Here is a 23,208-nt window from a genome sequence, read left to right as displayed (position 1 = left end):
TAATCCACTTTCAATGCTTAATAATAAAAAGATTGTGGTTGTATTACCGGCCTACAACGCAGCGCTTACGCTGGAAAGAACATTCCGAGAAATCCCTTTCGACATTGTCGACGATGTCGTACTTGTTGATGACGCCAGCAAGGATGATACCCTGGCTGTAGGAAAACAACTGGGGATCAAACACCTCATCAGGCACGACAAGAACAAAGGTTACGGCGGTAACCAGAAGTCCTGTTATAACAAGGCTTTGGAGCTGGGAGCTGATATTGTTGTGATGTTACATCCTGATTATCAATACACTCCCAAGCTGATCACAGCTATGTGCAGCATCATCGCAAACGACGTATATCCGGTCGTGTTCGGATCCAGGATTCTCGGAAAAGGTGCACTGAAAGGCGGTATGCCGCTCTACAAGTACTTTTTTAACCGTTTCCTTACCTTTACCCAGAATGTACTGATCGGGCAAAAACTAAGCGAGTATCATACAGGCTATCGTTGTTTTTCTGCTGAAGTGCTCAGGAACATCAACTACATGGCAGATAATGATGATTTTGTATTTGATAATGAGATGGTTAGCCAGATTTTCATGAAAGGGTACGATATTGCAGAAGTAACCTGCCCTACCAAATACTTCGATGAAGCATCCAGCATCAACTTCAAAAGAAGCGCGATCTATGGATTGGGAGTATTAAGGGTATCTTTGCAACATCGCCTCCATATGTGGGGAATTGTAAAAAATAAGATCTATCAAAATTAATTATAGCCCGTGGGTTTATCACAACAGTATCAATTAGCTGGCAAATATCTGAAATACTATTTCACAGCAGGCAACAGGCACGATGTACACTCGCCTTTCGTTTTTTCCCTGATTGAAAATGTACTGCGCGACAGGAAAAAGCATCCTGCTTTTAAAGAGATAGAAGAGCTGCGCCGGCAATTGCTGAAAAGTGAGGAAACGCTGCGGGTAACCGACCTGGGAGCCGGGTCGCTGATCTCAACCGGTAACGAGCGTAAAGTGAAAGACATTACCCGGTTTGCCGCAAAACAGCCAAAATTCGGACAGCTTTTTTACCGGTTGATACAATACCTCCAACCAAAACGGATCCTGGAATTAGGCACTTCTATGGGCCTTTCTACCGCCTATATGGCTAAAGCCGCTCCCAACACCAATGTGATCACCATCGAAGGCTGCCCTAATATCGCCGCCAAAGCCGCACAGAACTTCCAGTCGCTGAACCTCCACAACATCAGGCAGGTAACAGGCAATTTTGATACGGTGCTGCCGGAGGTACTGAAAGAAATACAGCTGGCCGACTGGGTGTATATAGACGGCAATCACCGTAAAGATCCGACCATCGCTTACTTCAACGAATGCCTGAAATACACGGACGAATATTCCGTGCTGATCTTCGACGATATTCACTGGACACCCGATATGGAAGCCGCCTGGCATACCATACAAGACCATCCTAAAGTGACCTGTACCATTGATCTCTTCTTCATTGGCCTGGTATTTTTCAGGAAAGATTTTAAGGTTAAACAGCATTTTACATTGAAATACTAACATCCAGTTAGTATATTTAGTGAAAATGCCCCGTTATGAATTATCTTAAATCATTACTGTTAGCCTGTCTTTTATTGTCAGGTACTTTTGTTATGGGTCAGGATTTGTCGCAATATCAGTACAAAACGTTTATTCGTGAGGGTGATACCCTTCGCTACCGGTTACTGTTGCCCGCTAACTACAACCCACGTAAATCCTATCCGCTCATTGTATTTTTACATGGCGCCGGAGAAAGAGGATATGATAACAACGCACAGTTGCTGCATGGCGGTGAAATGTTCCTGCGGGATAGTATCCGTAAAAAATACCCGGCCATCGTCGTATTCCCTCAATGCCCTCCTGACCAGACCTGGGCGCCTATGAAAGTAGAGCGCGACAGCTCTGGTAAAGTGAAATTCGACATCAGCGCCGACCTGCCGCCTACCAAGCCAATGACATTGCTGTTTGGCCTGGTCGATAGCCTCTCGCATAGCAAGAATGTCAATACCCGGAAAATATATGTCGGAGGACTTTCTCTCGGCGGTATGGGTACGTTTTATATGATCACCCGGCAACCAAATATTTTCGCCGCCGCTTTCCCGATCTGCGGAGCAGGCAACGCCAAAGAAGCCGATCGCTTTGCGAAAACGGTGCCTGTATGGATCTTCCACGGAGGCGACGACAAAATAGTACCTGTCGAAGCTTCCAGGGCCTATGACAGAGAACTCAGGGCCTTAGGCGCTAAAGTGAAATACACCGAATACCCAGGCGTAGGCCACAACAGCTGGGACAACGTATTCGTAGAACCCGGTTTGATGTCCTGGCTCTTCAGCCAAACTAAAATCGATCCTAAAAAATAGTGGGGGGCACGCAAAGGCGCAAAGGAGGCAAAAGAGCGCAAAGGATTTTTTTAAGATATGTTAAGAAGCAAAGGGAGAGAAGATTGTGTTATATAACATAATCTTCTCTCCCTTTGCTTCTTAACAAAACTTCCTATTCTCTTTGCTTCCTTATTTATCTTAAAAAAATCCTTTGCGCTCTTTTGCCTCCTTTGCGCCTTTGCGTGAAACTTTAACTGCCGCCCAGCGCACGATACAACGAAACGAGGGCCTGGTAGGTACCGCGGCGGGTAGTGACCAGCGCCAGTTCGGCTTCCAATGCACTTTTCTGCGCCGTGATAATTTCCAGGTAGTTCGCGTAGCCGGTTGTATACAGGATGTCTGCCGTTGAAATAGCATCTCTCAGGATCTGTACTTCTTCCGACTTCAGCAAATATGTCTGCTGCTGGTTATCCAGCTTGTTGATAGCTGTTGCTACTTCTGCATATCCCTGGATGATCGACTGCTGGTAATTGTAAAATGCAGTATATGCGTTGGCGTTACTGATGTTGTACTGCGCTTTCAATTGCTTCTTGTTAAATACCGGCGCTACCAGGTTGCCGGCTACGCCCCAGGCGATAGAGGCCGGCGATTGGAACAACAGTCCTGCTTTAAAGGCATTGAAACCTGCGTATGGCGTGATAGCTACTGTTGGTAAAAAGGACGCTCTTGCAGCTTTTACATCTGCCTTGGCAGCGGCCAGTTCCAGCTCGGCCTGGTGAATATCCGGGCGGTTAAGCAGCAGCCGGGCAGGAATACCTTTGCTGGTCAGTGCAGGCAATACGTTGATATCCTTGTAGGAGCTTCTTTCAATAGGCTGTGGAAATCTTCCCAGGATGGTGTTCAGCTGGTTTTCCAGCAACGCTATTTCCTGCTTTACCGTATAAGCCAAAGCCCTGGTGCTCAGCAACTGTGCTTTGAACTGCTGTACAGCCAGTTCTGTAGCCTTGCCGGCTTGCTTCTGGATGTTCACTGTAGCCAATGCAGCTTCCTGTAATTCAATGTTCCGGTTAATGATCTCCGCTTCATTATCCAGCGCTACCAGTTCGTAGTACAAACCGGCAACTCCCGCAACTATTTGTGTGGTAAGCAACCTGCGGCCTTCCATGCTCGCCATGAACCTGGCGTATGCGGCCTGCCGCTGTCCTTTTAATTTACCCCAGAGATCCACTTCCCAGCTGCTTCTCAATCCTGCGAAGTATTCAGGGGTCGGATCCGGGATCTTCTGGTCTTTATTGATATTCGGAGATAGATTGGTATCGAAATTACCTACGCCGTTGAGCGTGTAGTCGGCATATTTATCTACGCCGGCAGATAAGGCAACGTTTAATGAAGGCAGCCAGGCGTTCTTTGCCTGCATCAGGTTGGCCTGCGCTGCGCTTACTCTTTGCGCCGCCGCCTGCAGGTCGTAATTATTCTTTAACGCCGTATCTATCAGCTGCTTTAAATGTATATCATGAAAGATGGCAGCAAAATGATCCAGCGAAAGCGTATCGGTACTCACGGGAACGTCTGCACGTTCGGGTAACGACAGCTGCTTTGGAACGCTGCATCCCCCTATCACAAGGGAGATACAGCCTATGATGAAATATTTATTCATTTGTGTAACTTTTGAGGGTGACAGGCTTTTTACGGATCATGCTCGCAAAGAGCACATACAGGCCGGGGATTACCAGTACGCCGAACAGCGTACCGATCAGCATGCCGCCTGCTGCGGCGGTACCGATAGAACGGTTACCCATCGCACCTGCACCCGATGCAATACATAAAGGAATAAGACCCGCGATGAACGCGAACGATGTCATGAGGATCGGGCGAAGCCTTGATACCGCCCCTTCTATGGCGGCTTCCAGCACGCTGGCGCCATGTTTGTTCCTGAGGATGGCGAATTCCACGATCAGGATGGCATTCTTACCCAATAACCCGATCAGCATCACCAGCGCTACCTGCGCATAGATATTGTTTTCCAGTCCTACCAGTTTCAATGAAAGGAAAGCGCCGAAAATACCTGCAGGCAATGAAAGCAATACAGGTAACGGCAACAGGAAGCTTTCATATTGCGCTGCCAGCAACAGGTATACGAATACCAATACGATGAGGAAGATATAAACAGCCTGGTTACCCGAAAGGATCTGCTCCCGCGTCATTCCGCTCCATTCATAACTGTATCCTCTTGGCAATTGTTTTTCCGCTACTTCCTGTACTGCCTGGATGGCCTGGCTGCTGCTGTACCCCGGGGCTGCATCGCCATTGATCATGGCGGCGGTATACATATTATAACGGGTGAGCTGTTCGGGGCCGTAAACCCTTTCCAGTTTCACAAAATCTGCATACGATACCATTTCATTCCTGTCGTTCTTTACATGCAAACGAAGCAGGTCTTCCGGTTTAGCCCTGTAATGCGGGTCTGCCTGTACCATCACCTTATACATTTGCCCGAACCGGATAAAGTTGGAGGCATAGAAGCTACCCATCAATGTTTGCAGGTTGCTCATCGCATTTTCTATACTAACCCCTTTCTTTGCCGCCATGGCCTGGTCTACGTGGATCAGGTACTGGGGGAAAGACGCGTCGAAGCTGGTGAAGGCAGAACCGATTTCCGGTCTTTTCTTTAACGCTTCTATGAACTGGTTGGTCACCTCCGCAGTTTGAGTAAGTTCGCCGCTTCCGCTTCTGTCTAACAACCTGAGCTCGAAACCGCTGGAGTTACCGAAACCTGGTACAGTTGGCGGAGGGAAGAATTCTATACTGGCATCCGCTATTTCGGCTGTCTGCTTTTGCAGGCGGCTGATCATCTCGGACACGGAAGCCTTGCGTTCGTCCCATGGTTTAAGGTTGATCATACCCATACCATAAGAGGCGCCGGCCACCTCGTTCACAAGGCTGTATCCTGCCAGGGTTGAAACGGATTCCACTTCTGAAAATTCGGAAGCGATCCTTTCCACTTCATCCAGTATGGCCTCTGTACGTTCAACGGTAGCGCCGGGAGGCGTAGTAACGTTCACATAGATCATTCCCTGGTCTTCTGTTGGAATGAAGCCCGATGGAAGGATGGAATTTACCCCCCATGTCGCTACGAAGAAGAAGACGAGGCTGGCCAGCGTAATAACGCGGCGGCCTGCGATAGCCCGGATGAAACGGGCGTATTTATTTTCAGTGGCATTGTATCCTTTGTTGAACCCGTTGAAGAAGCGCTGCATCAGGCCTTTTTTCTTGGCGCCATGCGTGTTCTTCAACATGATGGCGCAGAGTGCAGGCGTTAACGTTACCGCGTTGATACCCGAGATCACGATAGAGATGGCAAGGGTGAGGGAGAATTGCCTGTAGAATACCCCCACAGGGCCTGAGAGGAACGCAACCGGGATGAACACGGCCGACATTACCAGGGTAATGGCTACCAGCGCCCCGCTGATCTCTTTCATGGCCGCCAGCGTGGCATCCATAGGAGAGAGGTGTTCCTCGCTCATCTTTACGTGCACTGCTTCCACTACCACAATGGCATTATCCACTACGATACCGATAGCCAGTACCAGTGCGAATAACGTCAACAGGTTAATGGAAAATCCCATCATCTGCATAAAGGCCAGCGTACCGATCAGTGCAACAGGTACGGCCAGGGCGGGGATAAGGGTAGACCTGAAATCCTGCAAAAAGATAAATACTACAACGAATACCAGCAGGAACGCTTCGAATAAAGTGCGCACCACTTCATGGATAGAGGCATCCAGGAAGCGGGAAACGTCGTAGTTGAAGTTATAAGTCATACCAGGAGGAAAAGATGTTTTCTTCATCTCTTCCATCTTGGCTTTAACATTGGTGATCACCTCGCGGGCATTGGAACCCGGGCGTTGTTTCAGCATGATGGAGGCAGATGGTTTGCCATCGGTCTTAGACACCATGCTATAGGTTAAAGAACCAAATTCCACATCGGCAACGTCTTTCAGGTGCAGCACAGCTCCATCCTGGTCGGCGCGTAAAATGATATTCCGGTATTCTTCAGGGGTGAAAAATTTACCTGTATAACGTAACACGTATTGCAGCATGCGGGGATCTTTATCCGAACTTTCGCCTGTTTTACCCGGCGCTGCTTCAATGTTCTGCCTGCGTATGGCGGCGATCACTTCATCTGCCGATACGTTGTATGCCAGCATGCGGTCGGGCTTCAGCCATACACGCATGGCGTATTCCTTGGCGCCCATGATCTCGGCGCGTCCCACTCCATCGATCCTTTTCAGTTCCTGCAATACGTTAATGTCGGCAAAGTTGTAGATGAACTGTTCGTTGAGGGTAGTGTCTTCGCTCATTACGTTCAGGTACAGCAGCATGCTATTCACTTCTTTCTCTGTTGTAACCCCCGCTTTGATCACTTCTTCAGGCAATTCGTCGATAATGGTCGCCACGCGGTTCTGCACATTCACTGCAGCCTGGTCGGGGTCTGTACCTACCTGGAAAAACACCTGTATAACAGTGATACCGTCGTTACTGGAAACGGACGACATGTAAGTCATGCCGGGCACGCCGTTAATAGCTCTTTCCAGCGGTGTGGAAACGGCTTTGGCAGATACCTCGGCGTTGGCGCCTGTATATTTTGCAGTAACGGTTACAGATGGCGGCACGATGTCCGGAAACTGGGTAACAGGTAGCGACACCAGTGCCAGTAACCCTACTAATGTGATAATAAGGGATATGACCAGTGATAACACCGGTCGCTTAATAAATATGTCAAACATGGTTCCTCTGTTTATAATCTGAGTAAACTATCCATCGGTACTTTGCGGGGCGAGATCTGTATGCCGTCGCGGATATTACGTACCCCTTCGCACACGATACGTTCGCCAGGTTCGAGGCCTGATTCTACGATATAGAAATGTGCAAAGCGCGCCTGCGGGATAAAGTTTTTCATCTTCACTTTGTTGGAAGCATCTACCACGAAAACGTAGTTCTTGTCCTGCATTTCAAAAACTGCTTTCTGAGGAATGATCACGGCGCTGTCTACCGCCGTGGTGAGTTTTACTTTTCCGCTGGCCCCGTGTTTCAATAAACCGGATGGATTAGGGAACTTAGCCCTGAAGGCTATAGAGCCGGTATTTTCTTCAAATTCGGCTTCTACAGTTTCGATCTGGCCGGGATGCTGGTAATTTGTACCATCGGCCAGTACGAGGGAAACCTGTTGATTATGAGGTGATTTGGAAATTGATTTACTGTATTGTAAATACTCTGTTTCTGAAACGTTGAAATAGGCAAACACTTCACGCGTGTCTGAAACACTGGTGAGCAGCGTACCTTCAGTGATCAGGCTTCCTTTCTTCAGAGGAATGCGGTCTATCACTCCGTCAAACGGCGCCCTGATACTGGTAAAAGATAAATGCATTTCTGCGTTGGCAACGGCTGAGCGGGCCTCTTCTATTTTAGCCTGGGCAGCCGCCAGTTTAGAATTTACTACTTCCAGTTCGGAAGCGACAATTACTTTCTTATCAACTAATAGTTTAACTCTTTCTGCTTCCAGTGCAGCAGATCTGCTTTCGGCAATCAGGCTGGTAAGCACTGCTTTTGCCTTGGCCAGTTCGGCCCTGTACTCTGCATCGCTGATGCCAAACAGCAGTTGTCCTTTCTTCACTGCCTGTCCTTCATCTACATAGATCTTATCAAGAAATCCATTTACCCGGGCCCGGATTTCTACATTTTGTACAGCTTCAATATCTGTAACGTAACTACGGTATAATGAAGTATCGGTTGTTACCAATGTGGTAACCGGCAATACTTTTAAATCTTCTTCGTGATTCTTTTCTCCTTTGGCAGCACAACCAACCATAAATAGCGTGGCCAGCGATACGATGATCCCTGTATATTGATGCATATTTTAATACGATATTGATCCCGTGTGTACGGAATGATGAAAACACATAACCTTATGACCCTCCTTAACGTGAAAGAGGAACAGGCCTTGTTAGTTGCAAATAGGTTCGATAAACGGTATTAAATAATGTTCAGAATGGTGTGAACCGGAAGAGGAAAGAATAATAGGCAGGAAGGAAGGACTTTTGACGTCCGTATTCTCCTGTTTTATTAACGGGTTGGTAAAGGCTTTTTGCTGCGAGATCAGAGTCGAGATATACGATCCGGGTAGGAGCGGATACCTGCGGCGCTGTTGCAGAAAGATAGTAGCGGGTTTTGCGGCGGTGTTTGACAAGGTGCCATGCATCTATTCCATCATCATCTGTTTCCAGGTGTATGGGAATACTGTGCAGGACTTTTTGCAGCCTGTCCTGGGCCGCCTGTATTTTAAGCTGATCGGTTAACAGCAGGCGATGATGCGCTGCAAACGTTGGTATTACACCTGCAAAGAACTGCAGGAGTAACAACAATGCAACCATTATCCGACGCTTTATATGTACAGTGCTTTCACCCATCGATCAACAAAATTAATAATTTTTGCTTAGTACAAAACTGCTTTGTTGTGAGCGGTAAGATGAATAGATGAGGCAAGACAGCGTATCACAGGTCGTTTAACCGATAAAGGGCTGACCAAAATTGATATTTGGTTAGCCCTTTCCACTCTGCACAGGATTGAATTGTTAACTATTTAATAGCATTCATTGCGGCTTTTGCTGCGGCAATGGTAGCATCGAGGTCTTCTGTTGTAAGCGCATTGCTCATGAACCAGCTTTCGAACGCTGATGGCGGTAAATACACGCCGCGTTCCAGCATGGCATGGAAGAAACGCTTGAATAGCTCATTATTAGCGCCTGAGGCGGAAGAAAAATCCACGATCGGGTATTCTGCGAAATGAGCGCTGAGCATAGAACCCATCTGGTTAATGCTATACACTACACCGGCAGATCCGAAGGCTTCTTTCAAGCCTTTCACCAGGTAGTCCGACTTTTCCTGCAATTGTTGATAAATAATAGGATTGTCGTTCAGTGTCTGCAACAATGTATAACCTGCGATCATCGCAATAGGATTGCCGCTCAGGGTACCTGCCTGGTACACTTTCCCCGCAGGGGCCAGGTGTTCCATAATTTCTTTTGGTCCGGCTACGGCGCCTACCGGCATGCCTGCGCCAATGATCTTGCCGAAGGTGACCAGGTCGGCCCGGATGCCCAGGATCTCCTGTGCCCCGCCTCTCGCTAACCTGAACCCGGTCATTACTTCATCAAAGATGAGCAGTATGTTATTGGCATCGCAAAGCTGGCGTAATCCTTCCAGGAAGCCCGGCTGAGGCAGGATACAGCCCATGTTGCCGGCTACCGGTTCAACAATGATGGCCGCAATCTCATCCGGATTTTCAGCTACCAGTTGTTCTACCGCCGGCAGGTTGTTATAAGGAGCCGTTAAGGTATCTTGCGCTACAGTAGCGGTAACGCCGGGCACAGACTGTATGCCCAGGGTAGCCACGCCGCTGCCGGCGCTTACCAGGAACGCATCTGCATGCCCGTGATAACAGCCTTCAAACTTGATAAATTTATTGCGCCCGGTATATCCTCTCGCCAAACGGATAGCTGTCATGCAGGCTTCTGTGCCTGAATTTACCATGCGTATCATCTCGATGTTGGGCACCATGCCAACAATAAGCTCGGCAATTTTTATTTCAAGTTCTGTCGGAGCGCCAAAAGAAGTGGAATAAGTTGCATATTCCTGGATGGCTTTCACAACAGGTTCGTAAGCATGACCAAGGATCATAGGCCCCCAGGAATTGATATAGTCGATATACTGATTACCGTCTGCATCATACATATAGGCGCCTTTTGCCCGTTCCATGAAAACAGGTATGCCGCCTACGCTTTTAAAAGCGCGGACAGGAGAGTTTACGCCGCCGGGAATTACCTGTTTGGCCCGCCCGAATAACATTTCACTTTTACTGTACATCCTGGTGTATTTTGATAATTATTTATTCAGCAATTTTACTGCATCCTTCGCAAAGTAAGTAGCGATCAGGTCGGCGCCTGCCCGTTTCAGACCTGTTAAACTTTCCAGGATAGCCTTGTTTTCGTCCAGCCAGCCTCTTTCAGCCGCCGCTTTGATCATGGAATATTCGCCGCTTACATGGTAGGCACTAACAGGTACGGTTACACGTTGTTTCAGGATGCTGATGATGTCCATATACGCCATAGCTGGTTTAACCATCACTATATCCGCTCCTTCTTCAATATCCATCATGGTTTCCTTGATAGCCTCGCGGGAATTGGCGTAATCCATCTGGTAGGTTTTCTTGTCCCCGAATCCCGGCGCGGAATCCAGCGCATCGCGGAACGGGCCATAGAAGCAGGATGCGTATTTGGCGCTGTAAGCCATGATGCCTGTATTAACGAACCCGTTTTCTTCCAGTATATTCCTGATAGCCAGGATACGGCCATCCATCATATCGCTTGGCGCAACGAAATCGGCTCCCGCCTGCGCATGGCTGAGGCTCATGCGGGCCAGCACTTCTACGGTAGGATCGTTAACGATCTGCGTACCTTCCACGATACCGTCATGGCCGTACGAAGAATAAGGGTCCAGCGCTACATCCGTCATTACAACCATATCAGGGATCGCATCTTTGATGGCGCGGATAGAACGTTGCATTAAACCGTTGGGATTTACTGCTTCTGTTCCTTTATTATCTTTTACGCTATCGGGCGCTTTAACAAAGAGCAATACACTTTTAATGCCCAGGCCCCACAATTCTTTTGCTTCTTTAACGGTAAGATCCAGTGAATACCTGAAGTACCCCGGCATTGAGCTGATCTCTTCCTTCACATTCTCTCCTTCGGTTACAAATAACGGCGCTATAAAATCGCCAGGCGTTAAAATTGTTTCCGCAACCATTGCACGAATGGCCGGAGATACTCTTAAAATTCTGTTTCTTCTGATCATCGCCATAAAAATTTTTGCTTTTATATATTAGTCAGCGTGTTGTATCCAGTTACGCGGTACCAGGAACTCTACCATCTTTGCTTCCTCGCTGCCTGGCTCCGGGTGAAAATCATATTCCCAGCGGGCAAGAGGGGGAAGGCTCATCAGGATAGACTCTGTACGGCCATTGGTTTTCAGCCCGAACAGGGTACCCCTGTCATGTATCAGGTTGAACTCTACGTACCTGCCACGCCTGTACGCCTGCCAGCTTCTGTGCCGGTCGTTGTACGGCATATCTTTCGTTTTTTCTACGATAGGCAGATATGATTTAAGAAATGCGTTCCCATTGGCTTTCGAAAATGCCAGTAATGTTTCCGCAGTTCTGTCGGCATTCGGGCGCAGGTAATCGTAAAAGATGCCGCCAATTCCGCGTGCTTCGTTATTACGGTGCCTGTTCACGAAATATTCATCGCATTGCTGTTTGTATTTAGGATAAAGATCGGCGCCAAACTGGTCGCAGGCTTCTTTGAAGGTCTGGTGAAAATGACGTCCGTCTTCTTCTTCCATGTAATAGGGCGTCAGGTCTGCTCCGCCGCCAAACCAGCTGTCCTTCAGCCTTCCGTCCTCATTGTATAACTCGAAATACCGGAAATTGGCATGCACGGTAGGCACAAAAGGATTGAGCGGGTGCATCACCAGTGAAATGCCGCAGGCCATGAACTGGCTGTTGCCGACGCCAAACTGCTGTGCCATTGCTTCTGGCAGAAGTCCGTGTACCACTGAAGTGCTTACGCCGCCTTTTTCAAACACATTCCCGTTGGCGATGGTACGGGTTTTACCTCCGCCGCCTCCAGGCCGTTGCCATGGATCTTCGCGGAAAACTGCTTTGCCGTCTATCTTTTCGAAGGCAGCGCAGATCTCGTCCTGCAACCCATGAATAAATGATATGAATTCTTCTTTTATAGCCATTTGCTTATCCGTGTGCTTTAACTGTTTCTACAAATGCTTTGGCATGATCTACCGGTACATTAGGCAGGATGCCATGGCCCAGGTTGGCGATGTATCGCTGGCGGCCAAATCCTTTCAGCATTTCTTTCACTGATCTTTCAATTTCCGGGATAGGAGCCAGCAGTTTTGCCGGGTCAAAATTTCCCTGCAATGCCACGTTTTCGCCTGCAAACTGGCGGGCCAGCGCTGGTTTGATACACCAGTCGATACCCAATCCATGAGCGCCTGTAGCGGCCATGTCTTCCAGTGCGAACCAGGCGCCTTTGGCAAATATGATGGTCGGGCAAACTGTTTTCATTTCAGCAACAATCTGCCTGATATAATGTAAAGAGAAAGTTTCGAAATCCTGCGGGCTCAATAATCCGCCCCATGAATCGAATACCTGTACCGTATCGGCGCCAGCGGCAACTTGTGCTTTCAGGTAAGCGATGGTAGTATCAGTGATCATTTGCAGCAACTGGTGCGCTACCGCTGGTTGCTGGTAGCAGAATGCCTTTGCTTCATCAAATGTTTTGGAACCTTTACCCTGTACCATGTAGCAGAGGATCGTCCATGGCGCACCGGCAAAACCGATGAGCGGAACCCGGCCTGCCAGGGTTTGTTTGGTTAATTTCAGTGCATCAAAAACGTAGTGAAGACGTTCATGTACATCGGGCACACAGATACGTTGCAGATCTGCGGCTGTTTTGACAGGAGAAGGAAGAAGAGGACCTACTTTTTCTACCAGTTGCACTTCCAGTCCCATTGCCTGCGGTACAACCAGGATATCAGAAAAAATAATAGCAGCATCCACGCCTACCTGGTCTACAGGCATTACCGTGATCTCTGTGGCCAGTTCAGGGTTTTCGCAACGTTCAAAGAAAGAGTATTTATCCCGCAGTTTGATATAATCAGGCAGGTAACGGCCAGCCTGACGCATCATCCATACGGGCGTACGTTCTACAGTTTCACCTTTCAGGGCCCTGAGCAGTAAGTCGTTCTTCAATGCACTCATTCGTAACAGTTAATGTTGTTAAAATAAAATATAGCTGTTTGCACCATACTTTCTTCACTTGTATAGGTGCTGGAAATAATTTTGTTATCTGTATGTTCTTCCAGTGCCCGGGCCGTTGTGCTGCCAATGGCGAAGCATACGGTAGCAGGCGGTATGCGGTTGGCGGAAAAAAAGCTTTTTACCGCGCTGGGACTGAAGAACAGGATGCCGTCGTATTCGCTTCCGGCAACTGTCGGAACAGGTATGTTTTCGTAGATCACATACTCATTCACTTTTATGCCGCCGGCGGTAAGGATGCCTGGTAATTCGTCGCGGCGTTGCGATCCGCAGAAGAAATTCACTTCCCTGATCTGTGGCAGTGCCAGGATCTTTTCTGCCAGGTCTTTGCCATAAGAGGCTGTAGCCAGGACCCTGCAATTTTGAAAATGCTTTTCTACCTGTTTTAATGTATTGCCGTCAATGCAGCAGACCTGCATATTAGCTATCGCATAGTAGGTATCGGGCCGGTTGAAGTAGGTGAATTCCAGCGTTTTTACTGCGTTGGCGCTTGTAAATACCTGTGCCCTGGAATCGTCATGTGCAAAAACGGAGAGCAGGTTTTCTGTACCCAGCAGGCGTTCGTCTATCAGCGGTCGTATCTGGATAAACTCCTTTACTTCTACCTGTATGCCATTGCTGGTAGCAGCTTCAATAAGAGATGCTGATAATGGCCTTGTACATAATATGCGATACGTTTTATTTTGCATTTCTGATCTCTGCTACTACTTCAGCTCCTCCCTGAGCTAATATTTCCTGGGCAGCATCGTATCCTATGTTGTTCGCATCGTCTATTCCGGCCTTCCGGGAGGTTTGGAAGAATTTAGATCCATCGAGGCTGCAAAGTTCGCCTTCAAAATGAACGGTGTTGTTTTCTATATATGCAAAAGCGCTGATGGGGGTGGTGCAACCGCCCATCAGGGTGCGTAAGAATGCTCTTTCTATTTGTGTGGCCAGTGCTGTAGGAGCGTGGTTAAAAGCTGCGCAGGCTTCCAGGCAGAAGGTGTCGTTCTCCCTGCAAACTGCTACTACTGCGCCTTGTGCGGGAGCAGGCAGCATCCAGTCGAGTTCTATGGAAGTTTCAGGGCGTACGTTGATCCTTTCCAGTCCGGCAGCGGCGAAGATAGCGCCATCCCATGGTTCGTCCGCCAGTTTCTTCAGGCGGGTGTTCACATTGCCTCGCAGGTTGAATATCTGGTGTTGCGGGTATTTGCGGAGCCATTGTGCTTTCCTGCGTACGCTGCTGGTAGCGATAGCGGCAACATAACCAGGTTGCTGAAGGAAATCGGGATTGGTTTTATATACCAGCAGGTCTTTAACAGGGCCTCTTTCCAGAACGGCAGCCTGTTGAATTCCTTGCGGCAGTTGAGTGGGAACATCTTTCAGGGAGTGTACCGCTATATCGATCCGGTTATTGAGTAATGCGAGGTCGAGGCTTTTAGTGAAGATACCCTGAACGCCGATCTCATACAGCGGGGTAACAAGATCTATATCGCCTTCACTTTTGATAGGTACAAGGGCTGTACGATAGCCTTGTGCAATAAGATGATTGTTTACCTGGTGCGCCTGCCATAAGGCCAGCTGACTCTCTCTGGTGCCAATCCTGATAACTTTATCCATGTTTAGTCCTGGTTAACTCCTGTCTCAAAAATATCATTGATCATGGCAATGTATTGGTCGCTTTTCTCTGCTTCCTTTCTTACTTTGCCGGCCATGAGATTAATCATTTTCTGGATGATGCGGGAAGATACCAGTTCAATATCTTCCAGGTTGTAATGATCCCCGTTCTTTTGCTGGAGGATCTCGCGGGTATGTATCTCCTGCAGTTTGTCTTTCACTGCTTTCAGTACTACCGCGTGTTTACGCATCTTGTGCCAGTACAGGAATTCTTCCATGTGCTCTTCGATGATAGATAAAGCTTTCGGCACTTCTCCCAACCTGTTCTGCAAAGTTTCGTCCTGTACTTTCGAGAGTTCGTCTACGTTCACCATAGTAACGTGCGGCAGCTCTTTTACAGCAGGATCAACATTGAAGGGGATAGAGAGGTCTATTACTACTTTAGGCGCTGAAGTGGTGAAATGAGCTGGTAAAACAGTAGGATGCGGGGCATTGGATGCCACCAGGATCACATCTGCTTTTGCCAGTTCTTCGCTCAGTTGTTCGTATGGCGCGTAGCGCAACCCGTTTTCTTCGGCAAAGTCGGCAGCTACCTGGAGGGTGCGGTTGATCAGGGTGATCTCTTTCACGCCCAGGTATTCTATCATATTTTTACAGGTGTTGCGGCCTATTTTTCCTACGCCTACCAACACGATTTTTTTATGTTTGATGTCCGGGCAGATTTTTTCTATCATCCTTACGGTTGCAAAAGCAACGGACACGGTACCTTTACTCAACCCGGTTTCTGTTTTGATCAATTTGGAAACCTGTGAAACACTGTTCACCAGCCTTTCGAGGAATCCTCCCAGGCTGTTGTGCGATTTGGCAAATTTGGCGGCACTACGGATCTGCCCAATGATTTCATAATCACCGAGGATCTGGGAATCAAGTCCGGTACCTACCTGGTAAAGATGCCTGATAGCTTCTTCTCCGGATTTGATATATGCGATTTCATCTAAATGGCTTCTTTCGCCGATTGTTTCCTTTGATAGCAATTCGATCAGCTGATCAGGATGTGATGCAAATCCGTATACTTCAGTCCTGTTACAGGTGGAGAGAACAAATAAATCGTTTAATTCATCTGATTTTGCCCGTGCCAGCAATTGTTGATACTGAGTTGGATTAATGGCGAACAATCCTCTGATAGCAGCGTCGGTTTTCTTATAGTTGATGCCAACAATATGAAAATTTGCTATTTCTTTTGAATGACTGACCTGCATGTTCTAATATAAGCTTCCGGTTGCAAAAGTACTTTCCTACGCCCCAAACAAGCGTATTAGGCTGTCATTAGTGTGTCATTTCTGGCACTGGTAATTAATAGCAGGAAAAAATGATTTTTATCAGTTTTTGCCTTTACAATAAGATGACATTTAAAGCTCGCAGCCGGGTGTTCACTGCTAAATTTTTATTCTTTACTTTTGCTGCAATTTATACAAAATGGCAGCTAAATCTGACGTAGGAATAGTTTTGATGAACCTGGGATCGCCTGATTCAACAGCGGTACCTGATGTAAAGCGTTACCTGATAGAGTTTCTGATGGATAAAAGAGTGATCGATTATCCCTGGCTTTTTCGGAAGATCCTGATAGAAGGCATCATTGTTCCGCGCAGAGCTCCAAAATCTGCTGAAGCCTACGCTTCGATCTGGTGGGAAGAAGGATCTCCGCTGATCGTGCTGACAAAACAATTACAGAAAGCAGTGCAGAACGATATGGAAATTCCTGTGCAGATAGCCATGCGATACGGGAATCCAAGCCCTGAAGTTGCTTACAATAACCTGTTGAAAGAGAATCCCAATCTCAAGGAAGTGATAGTGCTGCCGCTATATCCGCATTATGCCATGTCGTCATACGAAACAGCGGCTGTATACGCGGAAGAAGTGCACAAAAAGAAGAAATATAAATTCAAACTTTCCATTATACCTCCTTTCTACGATGAGCCTGACTACATCAATGCAATGGCTGAAAGTATGCGTCCATACCTGCAACAGGACTATGACTACGTATTGTTCAGCTACCACGGCGTTCCTGAAAGGCATATCTACAAAGGCGATATAACCGGCGCGCACTGCCTGAAAGTGAACGATTGCTGCCATGTTGCCTCCCCGGCGCATAAATACTGTTACCGGCACCAGGTGACCGTTACAGCCGAACTGGTAGCCCGGCAACTGGGACTGCCCAGGGAAAAATGGGGTATTTCATTCCAGTCGAGGCTCGGAAGGGAAGAATGGATCAAACCATATACAGCCAACGTATTAGAAACTTTGCCATCTGAAGGAAAGAAAAGACTGCTGGTTGTTTGCCCGGCCTTTGTATCCGATTGCCTGGAAACACTGGAAGAAATTGCAGTGGAAGGAAAACATACTTTCCTCAACAGCGGAGGCGAATCTTTCACTATGATCCCCTGCCTGAACATCCATCCGTTGTGGGTGAAGGCAGTGGTTAAATATTGCGAGCAGATCATTGCACAATAGCCAAACTCTTTTATATGTCTGAACAACCCGTTTTGATAATAGGCGCCGGTATTTCCGGGCTGGCTATCGCGTACCAGTTACAAAAACAACAGGTGCCGTACCTGTTGCTGGAAGCGTCTTCAAGAGCAGGAGGAGTAATGACCTCTTTCCATGAAGCAGGTTTTGAAATGGATGCAGGCGCAAATACCATCGCCGCATCGCCTGAGATTTTACAGCTATTTGAAGAACTGGGACTTTCAGACAGTATCATGCAAGCCTCGGCGGCCAGCAAAAACCGGTTCCTTGTGCGCAATGGCCAATTGCATGCTGTTTCTCCACATCCCGTTAAAATTTTATCATCTTCCTATCTCAGTGGCGCCGGCAAATGGCGCTTGTTTACAGAACGTTTCAGGAAACCTGCTTTTACAAACGCAGAAGAAACAGTAACAGCGTTTATCAGCAGGCGGTTTAACAAAGAGATTGCGGATTATGTGTTTGATCCTGTGTTATCGGGTATTTACGCAGGAAATCCCGATAAACTGAGCGTAGGAGAAGTATTGCCCATGTTGCCGAAATGGGAGAAGACCTATGGTAGCGTAACAAAGGGACTGATGAAAGAAAAAGGCGTAATGAGCGGCAGGAAGATCATCAGTTTCCGCGGAGGCAACCAGGCGCTTACAGACAGGCTGGCGGCTTTGCTGCAAACGCCGGCAAAAATTAATTGTGAAGTAACTGCAATCCGGCAAACTGCCGGAGGCTATAAAGTAGAAGCAATGCACGAAGGAACAAAAGTCTCTTTCGATGCAGGCGCAGTTGTTATTACCACACCGGCTTACCAGGCAGCGGCTATGATCCGGTCGTTGGATGACCGCCTGGCCGCCGGATTAAACAGTATTCATTACCCAAGGATGGGAGTATTGCATATGGGGATCGATACCCGCGCAATGCCGAACCCCATTGAAGGATTCGGGTTCCTGGCGCCCCATGCAGAGAACCTGCATTTCCTTGGCGTTATCTGCAACAGCGCTATTTTCCCTGAGAAAGCGCCTGCTGGCAAAAGTTTGCTGACGATCTTTACCGGGGGAGCAAGGCAGGAACATTTTTTCGACCAGTTGAGCGACCAGGAATTGCAGGATAAGATAGAACTGGAGATCACCTCTCTTTTAAACTTAACGGCGCCGCCAACGTTGATGCGTTTCCGTAAATGGAACAAAGCCATTCCGCAGTTCAATGCCGGATATGGAGAAATAAGGGCAGCCGCAGCACAATTCGAAAAAAAATATCCCGGAATTCATATCAAAGGAAATTATCTCCAGGGCGTTGCTATTCCTGCATTGTTGCAGGATGCGGTTACCCTTGCGGCAACGCTGAAGAAAAAATAGCTGTTGAAATTTGGTGGGTTGTTGGCATTTTTTGTTTAAATTCCAGTATAAATCTCCACCAGATGATCGCAGGAATTTTGAAAGAAAGAAACGGCGAAACCAGGGTATCATTAACGCCCGAAGTGGTAAAACAACTGCAACAGATGTCGGTAACCGTGTGGGTGGAGCAGGATGCCGGCGCTGCCGCCTGGTATAACGATCAAGCCTATACAGAGGCCGGCGCAGTGATCACTTCCGCTGCGGAGATCATCGCCAAAGCAGATATTATCCTGACCCTTCAGCCTCCCGAACCCAACCTGTTTCCCGCGCTTTCAGGAAAAATCCTGGTCGGCATATTACAACCTCTCTATCGCCTCGCCGAGGTGGAACAATGGGCCGCCAACGGTATCACCACTTTCAGCCTGGATGCCATTCCCCGCACCACGAGGGCGCAAAGCATGGATGTACTCAGTTCCCAGGCCAGCATAGCCGGTTATAAAGCTGTATTATTGGCGGCATATACCTATTCCCGTTATTTTCCCATGTTAATGACCGCTGCAGGCAGTATTGCCCCTGCAAAGGCGCTCATATTAGGCGCCGGCGTGGCAGGCTTGCAGGCCATTGCCACGGCAAGAAGGTTGGGGGCAGTAGTAGAAGTCTTTGACACCCGCCCGGCGGTGAAAGAAGAAGTAATGAGCCTGGGCGCCAAATTCGTGGAAGTTGAAGGCGCCGCCGATGCTTCCAGGGCAGGCGGGTACGCAGTAGAACAAAGTGAATCTTATAAGCAACAACAACAGCAACGTATAGCCGAAAGCATAACCAAAGCAGATATTGTGATCACTACAGCGCAGATACCCGGCAAACCGGCGCCTGTATTGATTTCCACAGAGATGATAAATACTATGAAACCCGGCTCTGTGATCATCGACCTGGCAGCTGCCACCGGCGGCAATACTACGCTTACTGTCAATAACGAATCCAAAGTGCATAACGGCGTTACCATTATCGGTAACTCCAACCTGCCGGCTGCCATGCCAGCAGATGCCAGCAAGCTATATGCTAAAAACGTCCTGAATTTCCTGAAACTGATACTGGATAAAGACGGTCAGGCAATTCTCAGGTTTGAAGACGAAATCGTAAAAGGTGCCTGCATCACACACGGCGGACAAATAGTGAACGACCGGGTGAAAAGCATGCTGCAACCTGCTTAGTTCAGTTTATAAACAATTGATCCATGGATACGCTACTGGCTTTTTTTCATCAGCATACCGAATTGATCTACATCGTTATCCTCTCCATCTTCCTGGGTGTTGAAGTGATCTCACGGGTTCCGTCTGTGCTGCATACCCCTCTTATGAGCGGGGCTAACGCTATTCACGGGGTAGTGATCATCGGCGCCATTATCGTAATGGGGAAAGCGGAACCGGATAATATCCCGGCGCTCATCATCGGGTTTCTGGCGGTAATACTGGGTACCATCAACGTAGTTGGCGGTTTCGTGGTTACTGATCGCATGCTGGAAATGTTCAAAGGCAAAAAGAAATAGTATAAAGTTTAGCTTATGATAGGTTCCAGCATTTTATCGATCATCTACCTGGTTGGATCAGTTACATTCATATTGGGTTTGAAAATGTTAAGCCGCCCTGATACCGCCCGCAAAGGGAACCTGGTAGCAGCCGCGGGTATGTTACTGGCTATTCTCGGAACCATTTTCCTGTATAGGGTGAACGGCGAACCGCTTCACAACCTCGGCTGGATATTCGCCGCCCTGGCCATTGGCTCCATTGCAGGCGTTTCGGCAGCCCGCAAAGTAAAAATGACCGCCATGCCTGAAATGGTAAGCCTTTTCAACGGCATGGGAGGAGCCTGCGCCGCCCTGATCTCCATTATCGAATTTGCTCACTACCCCCTTATGGATGGCATGGTCGTGATCATGCTGCTAAGCCTGGTGATTGGCGCAGTTTCCTGTGCGGGCAGTATCATCGCCTATGGGAAACTGGCGGGAAAAATAAAGGACTTTTCTTTCAATGGGCAGCATATCGTAAACCTCCTTATTCTCGGCGCCATAGTGATCTTGTCTGTCCTCCTGTTCACTGGACTCAGCAGCGCTGCGGTTACCGCTCTCTTTTACACCATTTGCGCACTTTCGCTGGTCTACGGCGTTTTGTTCGTACTTCCAATAGGCGGCGCCGATATGCCTGTCGTAATTTCATTACTGAACTCTTTTACCGGTGTAGCCGCCGCCTGCGGCGGTTTCCTGTACGATAATCCTGTAATGCTGACAGGCGGTATACTTGTGGGTTCTGCGGGTACTATCCTTACCATTCTTATGTGCAATGCCATGAACCGTTCCCTGAAAAATGTGCTGATAGGTTCTTTTGGCGGCGCTACTGCGGCTGCCGGCGGAGGCGGGGAACAAGGGCATTACAGGGAGATCAGTTTGTCGGATACGGCTGTAGTACTGGCTTACGCCAATAAAGTGATCGTCGTTCCGGGATATGGATTGGCGGTAGCACAGGCGCAACATGCGGTGCATGAACTGGAAAAGCTGTTGGAAGACAGGGGCGTAACCGTTAAATATGCTATACATCCTGTTGCCGGCCGTATGCCGGGGCACATGAATGTTCTGCTGGCAGAAGCAGATGTCCCTTACGAAAAACTCCTGGAGATGGAAGACGCCAACAATGAGCTGGCAACTGCCGACGCGGTACTGATATTAGGGGCCAACGATGTGGTGAACCCCGCAGCCAAAACAAATCCGGCCAGCCCTATATACGGTATGCCTATACTGGAAGTGGAAAATGCAAAAGCTGTTATCGTAAACAAACGCAGTATGAAACCCGGTTATGCCGGTATTGAAAACGAACTTTTCTTCCAGCCTAAAACATCTATGCTGTTCGGAGATGCCAGGAAAGTGCTCCAGGATCTGGCAGCTGCCGTAAAGGAGGTATAGTTTTCTTATTTTTGCAGAAAAACACCTTTGTCCAGTCATTTACCAGCAGCATTATTAGAGTCATTGGAAGGAATTCCGGGGTACAATCGCGCAACTTTTGAGCAGGTGCATGAAGCCGCAGAAAAGGTTACTTCTCTCCGCCTTAACCCCAATAAGCTCAGGTCAGCAAACGGGATCGATAAAGTTCTTCAGTCGTTATCCGCAACCGGCGTCAGTAAAGTACCGTGGACATCCCAGGGATATTACCTTCCCCAACGCCCGTCTTTCACACTCGATCCATATTTTCATGCAGGTGCATACTATGTACAGGAAGCATCTTCCATGTTCCTGGAATATGCAGTGAAACAGACCACAGACCCCGGTGCAGGTCTGAAGGTCCTGGATCTGTGCGCGGCGCCGGGAGGAAAATCCACTTTGTTGCAGTCACTGCTTCCTGACAACAGTTTGCTGGTCTCCAATGAAGTCATCAAATCCCGGGCTGCTTTGCTGGCCGATAACCTCACGAAATGGGGAGCGGCCAATGTTGTGGTAAGCAACAACGACCCAAAGGATTTTGCCGCGTTGCAAGGGTATTTCGACCTGGTGGTGGTAGATGCGCCCTGCTCTGGCAGCGGACTTTTCCGGCGTGACCCTGAACTGATCTCTGAATGGTCGCTGGATCATGTGGCCTTATGCAGTCAGCGCCAGCAGCGCATCCTGGCCGACATACTACCAGCCCTGAAAGCGAGCGGGGTGTTGATCTATTCTACCTGTTCTTTTTCGGCAGCAGAAGATGAAGCCATCTTAGACTGGCTGGCCGATCATTTTGAACTGGAAAATATTCCTTTGCCGATACCAGAAGAATGGAATATAATTATAACGGAAACGAGTAAACGAAATTTATCGGGATACCGGTTCTACCCCGACAGGTTGAAAGGCGAAGGCCTTTTCCTGGCTTGCCTCCGGAAGAAGGGCGGGGAAAAAGAATTCAGGGAACCCAAACAGAAAAATAAAACAGGTACGCTGACGGCAAAGCAGCTGGATCTTCTTTCGCCCTGGGTAAATAAGCCGGCGGGATATGAATTCTTCCTGCACCAGGATGAGGTGCTTGGTTTGGCGCCGGCTGTAGCAGCGGCTTTACCGGCATTGCAACAGCAACTTTACATACGCAAAGCCGGAGTGAAACTGGGACAGTTGGGGGCAAAAGAATTGATACCTGATCATCAACTGGCCATGAGCACATTGGCGGCAGAGCAGGTGCCGGTGGTAGAACTCAGTAAACAGGCAGCATTGCAATACCTGAAAAAGGAAGACCCTGGGATCTCATTGCCTGTAAAGGGCTGGGGATTAGTTGCCTATGAAGGAATGCAACTGGGTTGGGCGAAATTTTTACCTAACAGGATAAATAATTATTATCCAAAAGAATTGCGAATCCTGAAAGATATCCAGGGGCTGTGAACCGCAGAAGGTTTGCTGTTCTGGGTTTTGAAGAGACTGGCGGACGAAATTCCTGA

General features: G+C 48.3%; 20 protein-coding genes. 9 read left to right on the top strand and 11 right to left on the bottom strand.

The features are described 5' to 3' along the window. Window positions 1-13 precede the first annotated feature (13 nt). The 3 genes from BLV62_RS11765 to BLV62_RS11755 are packed head-to-tail and all read left to right on the top strand — an operon-like array spanning window position 14 to window position 2,403. Complete coding sequence (locus BLV62_RS11765; RefSeq protein ID WP_089761839.1) at window positions 14-757, top strand: glycosyltransferase family 2 protein; 744 nt, start codon at window positions 14-16, stop codon at window positions 755-757. Window positions 758-766: 9 nt separating this feature from the next. Further along, on the top strand, window positions 767-1,564 hold the full coding sequence (locus BLV62_RS11760; RefSeq protein WP_089761837.1) for an O-methyltransferase: 798 nt from the start codon (window positions 767-769) through the stop codon (window positions 1,562-1,564). 35 nt (window positions 1,565-1,599) lie between these two features. Then, window positions 1,600-2,403, top strand: coding sequence for a carboxylesterase family protein (locus tag BLV62_RS11755; protein WP_089761835.1), 804 nt, complete (start codon window positions 1,600-1,602; stop codon window positions 2,401-2,403). Between the two features lie 211 nt (window positions 2,404-2,614). Here the strand turns inward: BLV62_RS11755 and BLV62_RS11750 are convergent, their stop codons facing one another. The 11 genes from BLV62_RS11750 to hemA all read right to left on the bottom strand — a co-directional run bounded on the left by BLV62_RS11750 (window position 2,615) and on the right by hemA (window position 16,170). Then, complete coding sequence (locus BLV62_RS11750) at window positions 2,615-4,021, bottom strand: TolC family protein (RefSeq protein ID WP_089761833.1); 1,407 nt, start codon at window positions 4,019-4,021, stop codon at window positions 2,615-2,617. Further along, window positions 4,014-7,151, bottom strand: a complete 3,138-nt coding sequence (locus tag BLV62_RS11745) for an efflux RND transporter permease subunit (protein WP_089761831.1) — start codon at window positions 7,149-7,151, stop codon at window positions 4,014-4,016. The genes BLV62_RS11750 and BLV62_RS11745 overlap by 8 nt, the downstream gene beginning before the upstream one ends. 11 nt (window positions 7,152-7,162) lie before the next feature. After that, window positions 7,163-8,278, bottom strand: coding sequence for an efflux RND transporter periplasmic adaptor subunit (locus BLV62_RS11740; RefSeq protein ID WP_089761829.1), 1,116 nt, complete (start codon window positions 8,276-8,278; stop codon window positions 7,163-7,165). 130 nt (window positions 8,279-8,408) lie between these two features. Beyond that, the gene (locus BLV62_RS11735; protein ID WP_139170124.1) at window positions 8,409-8,795 is read right to left on the bottom strand and encodes a hypothetical protein; all 387 of its coding nucleotides are present in this window, start codon (window positions 8,793-8,795) and stop codon (window positions 8,409-8,411) included. A 205-nt stretch (window positions 8,796-9,000) separates the two neighbouring features. Further along, window positions 9,001-10,287 (bottom strand): glutamate-1-semialdehyde 2,1-aminomutase, encoded by a 1,287-nt coding sequence (hemL, locus tag BLV62_RS11730; protein ID WP_089761825.1) that lies wholly within the window; start codon window positions 10,285-10,287, stop codon window positions 9,001-9,003. 18 nt (window positions 10,288-10,305) lie between these two features. Next, complete coding sequence (gene hemB, locus BLV62_RS11725) at window positions 10,306-11,277, bottom strand: porphobilinogen synthase (RefSeq protein WP_225889641.1); 972 nt, start codon at window positions 11,275-11,277, stop codon at window positions 10,306-10,308. Between the two features lie 27 nt (window positions 11,278-11,304). Next, window positions 11,305-12,225, bottom strand: coding sequence for an oxygen-dependent coproporphyrinogen oxidase (gene hemF / locus BLV62_RS11720; protein ID WP_089761822.1), 921 nt, complete (start codon window positions 12,223-12,225; stop codon window positions 11,305-11,307). A gap of 4 nt (window positions 12,226-12,229) precedes the next feature. Then, complete coding sequence (gene hemE, locus BLV62_RS11715; protein WP_089761820.1) at window positions 12,230-13,258, bottom strand: uroporphyrinogen decarboxylase; 1,029 nt, start codon at window positions 13,256-13,258, stop codon at window positions 12,230-12,232. Next, entirely contained in the window at window positions 13,255-14,004 is a 750-nt protein-coding gene (locus tag BLV62_RS11710) for a uroporphyrinogen-III synthase (protein ID WP_089761818.1), read from the bottom strand. The genes hemE and BLV62_RS11710 overlap by 4 nt, the downstream gene beginning before the upstream one ends. Then, complete coding sequence (gene hemC / locus BLV62_RS11705; protein WP_089761816.1) at window positions 13,994-14,914, bottom strand: hydroxymethylbilane synthase; 921 nt, start codon at window positions 14,912-14,914, stop codon at window positions 13,994-13,996. The genes BLV62_RS11710 and hemC overlap by 11 nt, the downstream gene beginning before the upstream one ends. Window positions 14,915-14,916: 2 nt before the next feature. Continuing rightward, window positions 14,917-16,170: a glutamyl-tRNA reductase gene (gene hemA / locus BLV62_RS11700; protein ID WP_089761814.1), complete on the bottom strand. Its 1,254-nt coding sequence runs from the start codon at window positions 16,168-16,170 to the stop codon at window positions 14,917-14,919. A 217-nt stretch (window positions 16,171-16,387) separates the two neighbouring features. On the opposite strand from hemA, the gene hemH reads away from it, so the two are divergent. The 6 genes from hemH to BLV62_RS11670 all read left to right on the top strand — a co-directional run bounded on the left by hemH (window position 16,388) and on the right by BLV62_RS11670 (window position 23,152). Further along, window positions 16,388-17,422 carry a ferrochelatase gene (gene hemH, locus BLV62_RS11695; protein WP_089761812.1) on the top strand — a complete coding sequence of 345 codons (1,035 nt, stop codon included), beginning with the start codon at window positions 16,388-16,390 and terminating at the stop codon, window positions 17,420-17,422. A 14-nt stretch (window positions 17,423-17,436) separates the two neighbouring features. After that, the gene (gene hemG, locus BLV62_RS11690) at window positions 17,437-18,783 is read left to right on the top strand and encodes a protoporphyrinogen oxidase (protein ID WP_089761810.1); all 1,347 of its coding nucleotides are present in this window, start codon (window positions 17,437-17,439) and stop codon (window positions 18,781-18,783) included. Between the two features lie 62 nt (window positions 18,784-18,845). Next, window positions 18,846-19,973 carry a Re/Si-specific NAD(P)(+) transhydrogenase subunit alpha gene (locus tag BLV62_RS11685; protein WP_089761808.1) on the top strand — a complete coding sequence of 376 codons (1,128 nt, stop codon included), beginning with the start codon at window positions 18,846-18,848 and terminating at the stop codon, window positions 19,971-19,973. Window positions 19,974-19,996: 23 nt separating this feature from the next. Beyond that, a complete protein-coding gene (locus BLV62_RS11680) occupies window positions 19,997-20,308 on the top strand; it encodes an NAD(P) transhydrogenase subunit alpha part 2 (RefSeq protein WP_089761806.1) in 312 nt (103 codons plus the stop codon). Window positions 20,309-20,323: 15 nt separating this feature from the next. Beyond that, entirely contained in the window at window positions 20,324-21,715 is a 1,392-nt protein-coding gene (locus BLV62_RS11675; RefSeq protein WP_211117873.1) for an NAD(P)(+) transhydrogenase (Re/Si-specific) subunit beta, read from the top strand. A gap of 27 nt (window positions 21,716-21,742) precedes the next feature. Next, window positions 21,743-23,152, top strand: a complete 1,410-nt coding sequence (locus BLV62_RS11670; RefSeq protein WP_089761804.1) for a methyltransferase RsmF C-terminal domain-like protein — start codon at window positions 21,743-21,745, stop codon at window positions 23,150-23,152. Window positions 23,153-23,208: the final 56 nt, after the last annotated feature.

Source organism: Chitinophaga terrae (ex Kim and Jung 2007), assembly GCF_900107795.1.
Classification (GTDB): Bacteria; Bacteroidota; Bacteroidia; order Chitinophagales; family Chitinophagaceae; genus Chitinophaga; species Chitinophaga terrae.
Note: the sequence above shows the minus strand (reverse complement) of the source record. Positions and strands in the feature narration are given on the sequence as shown.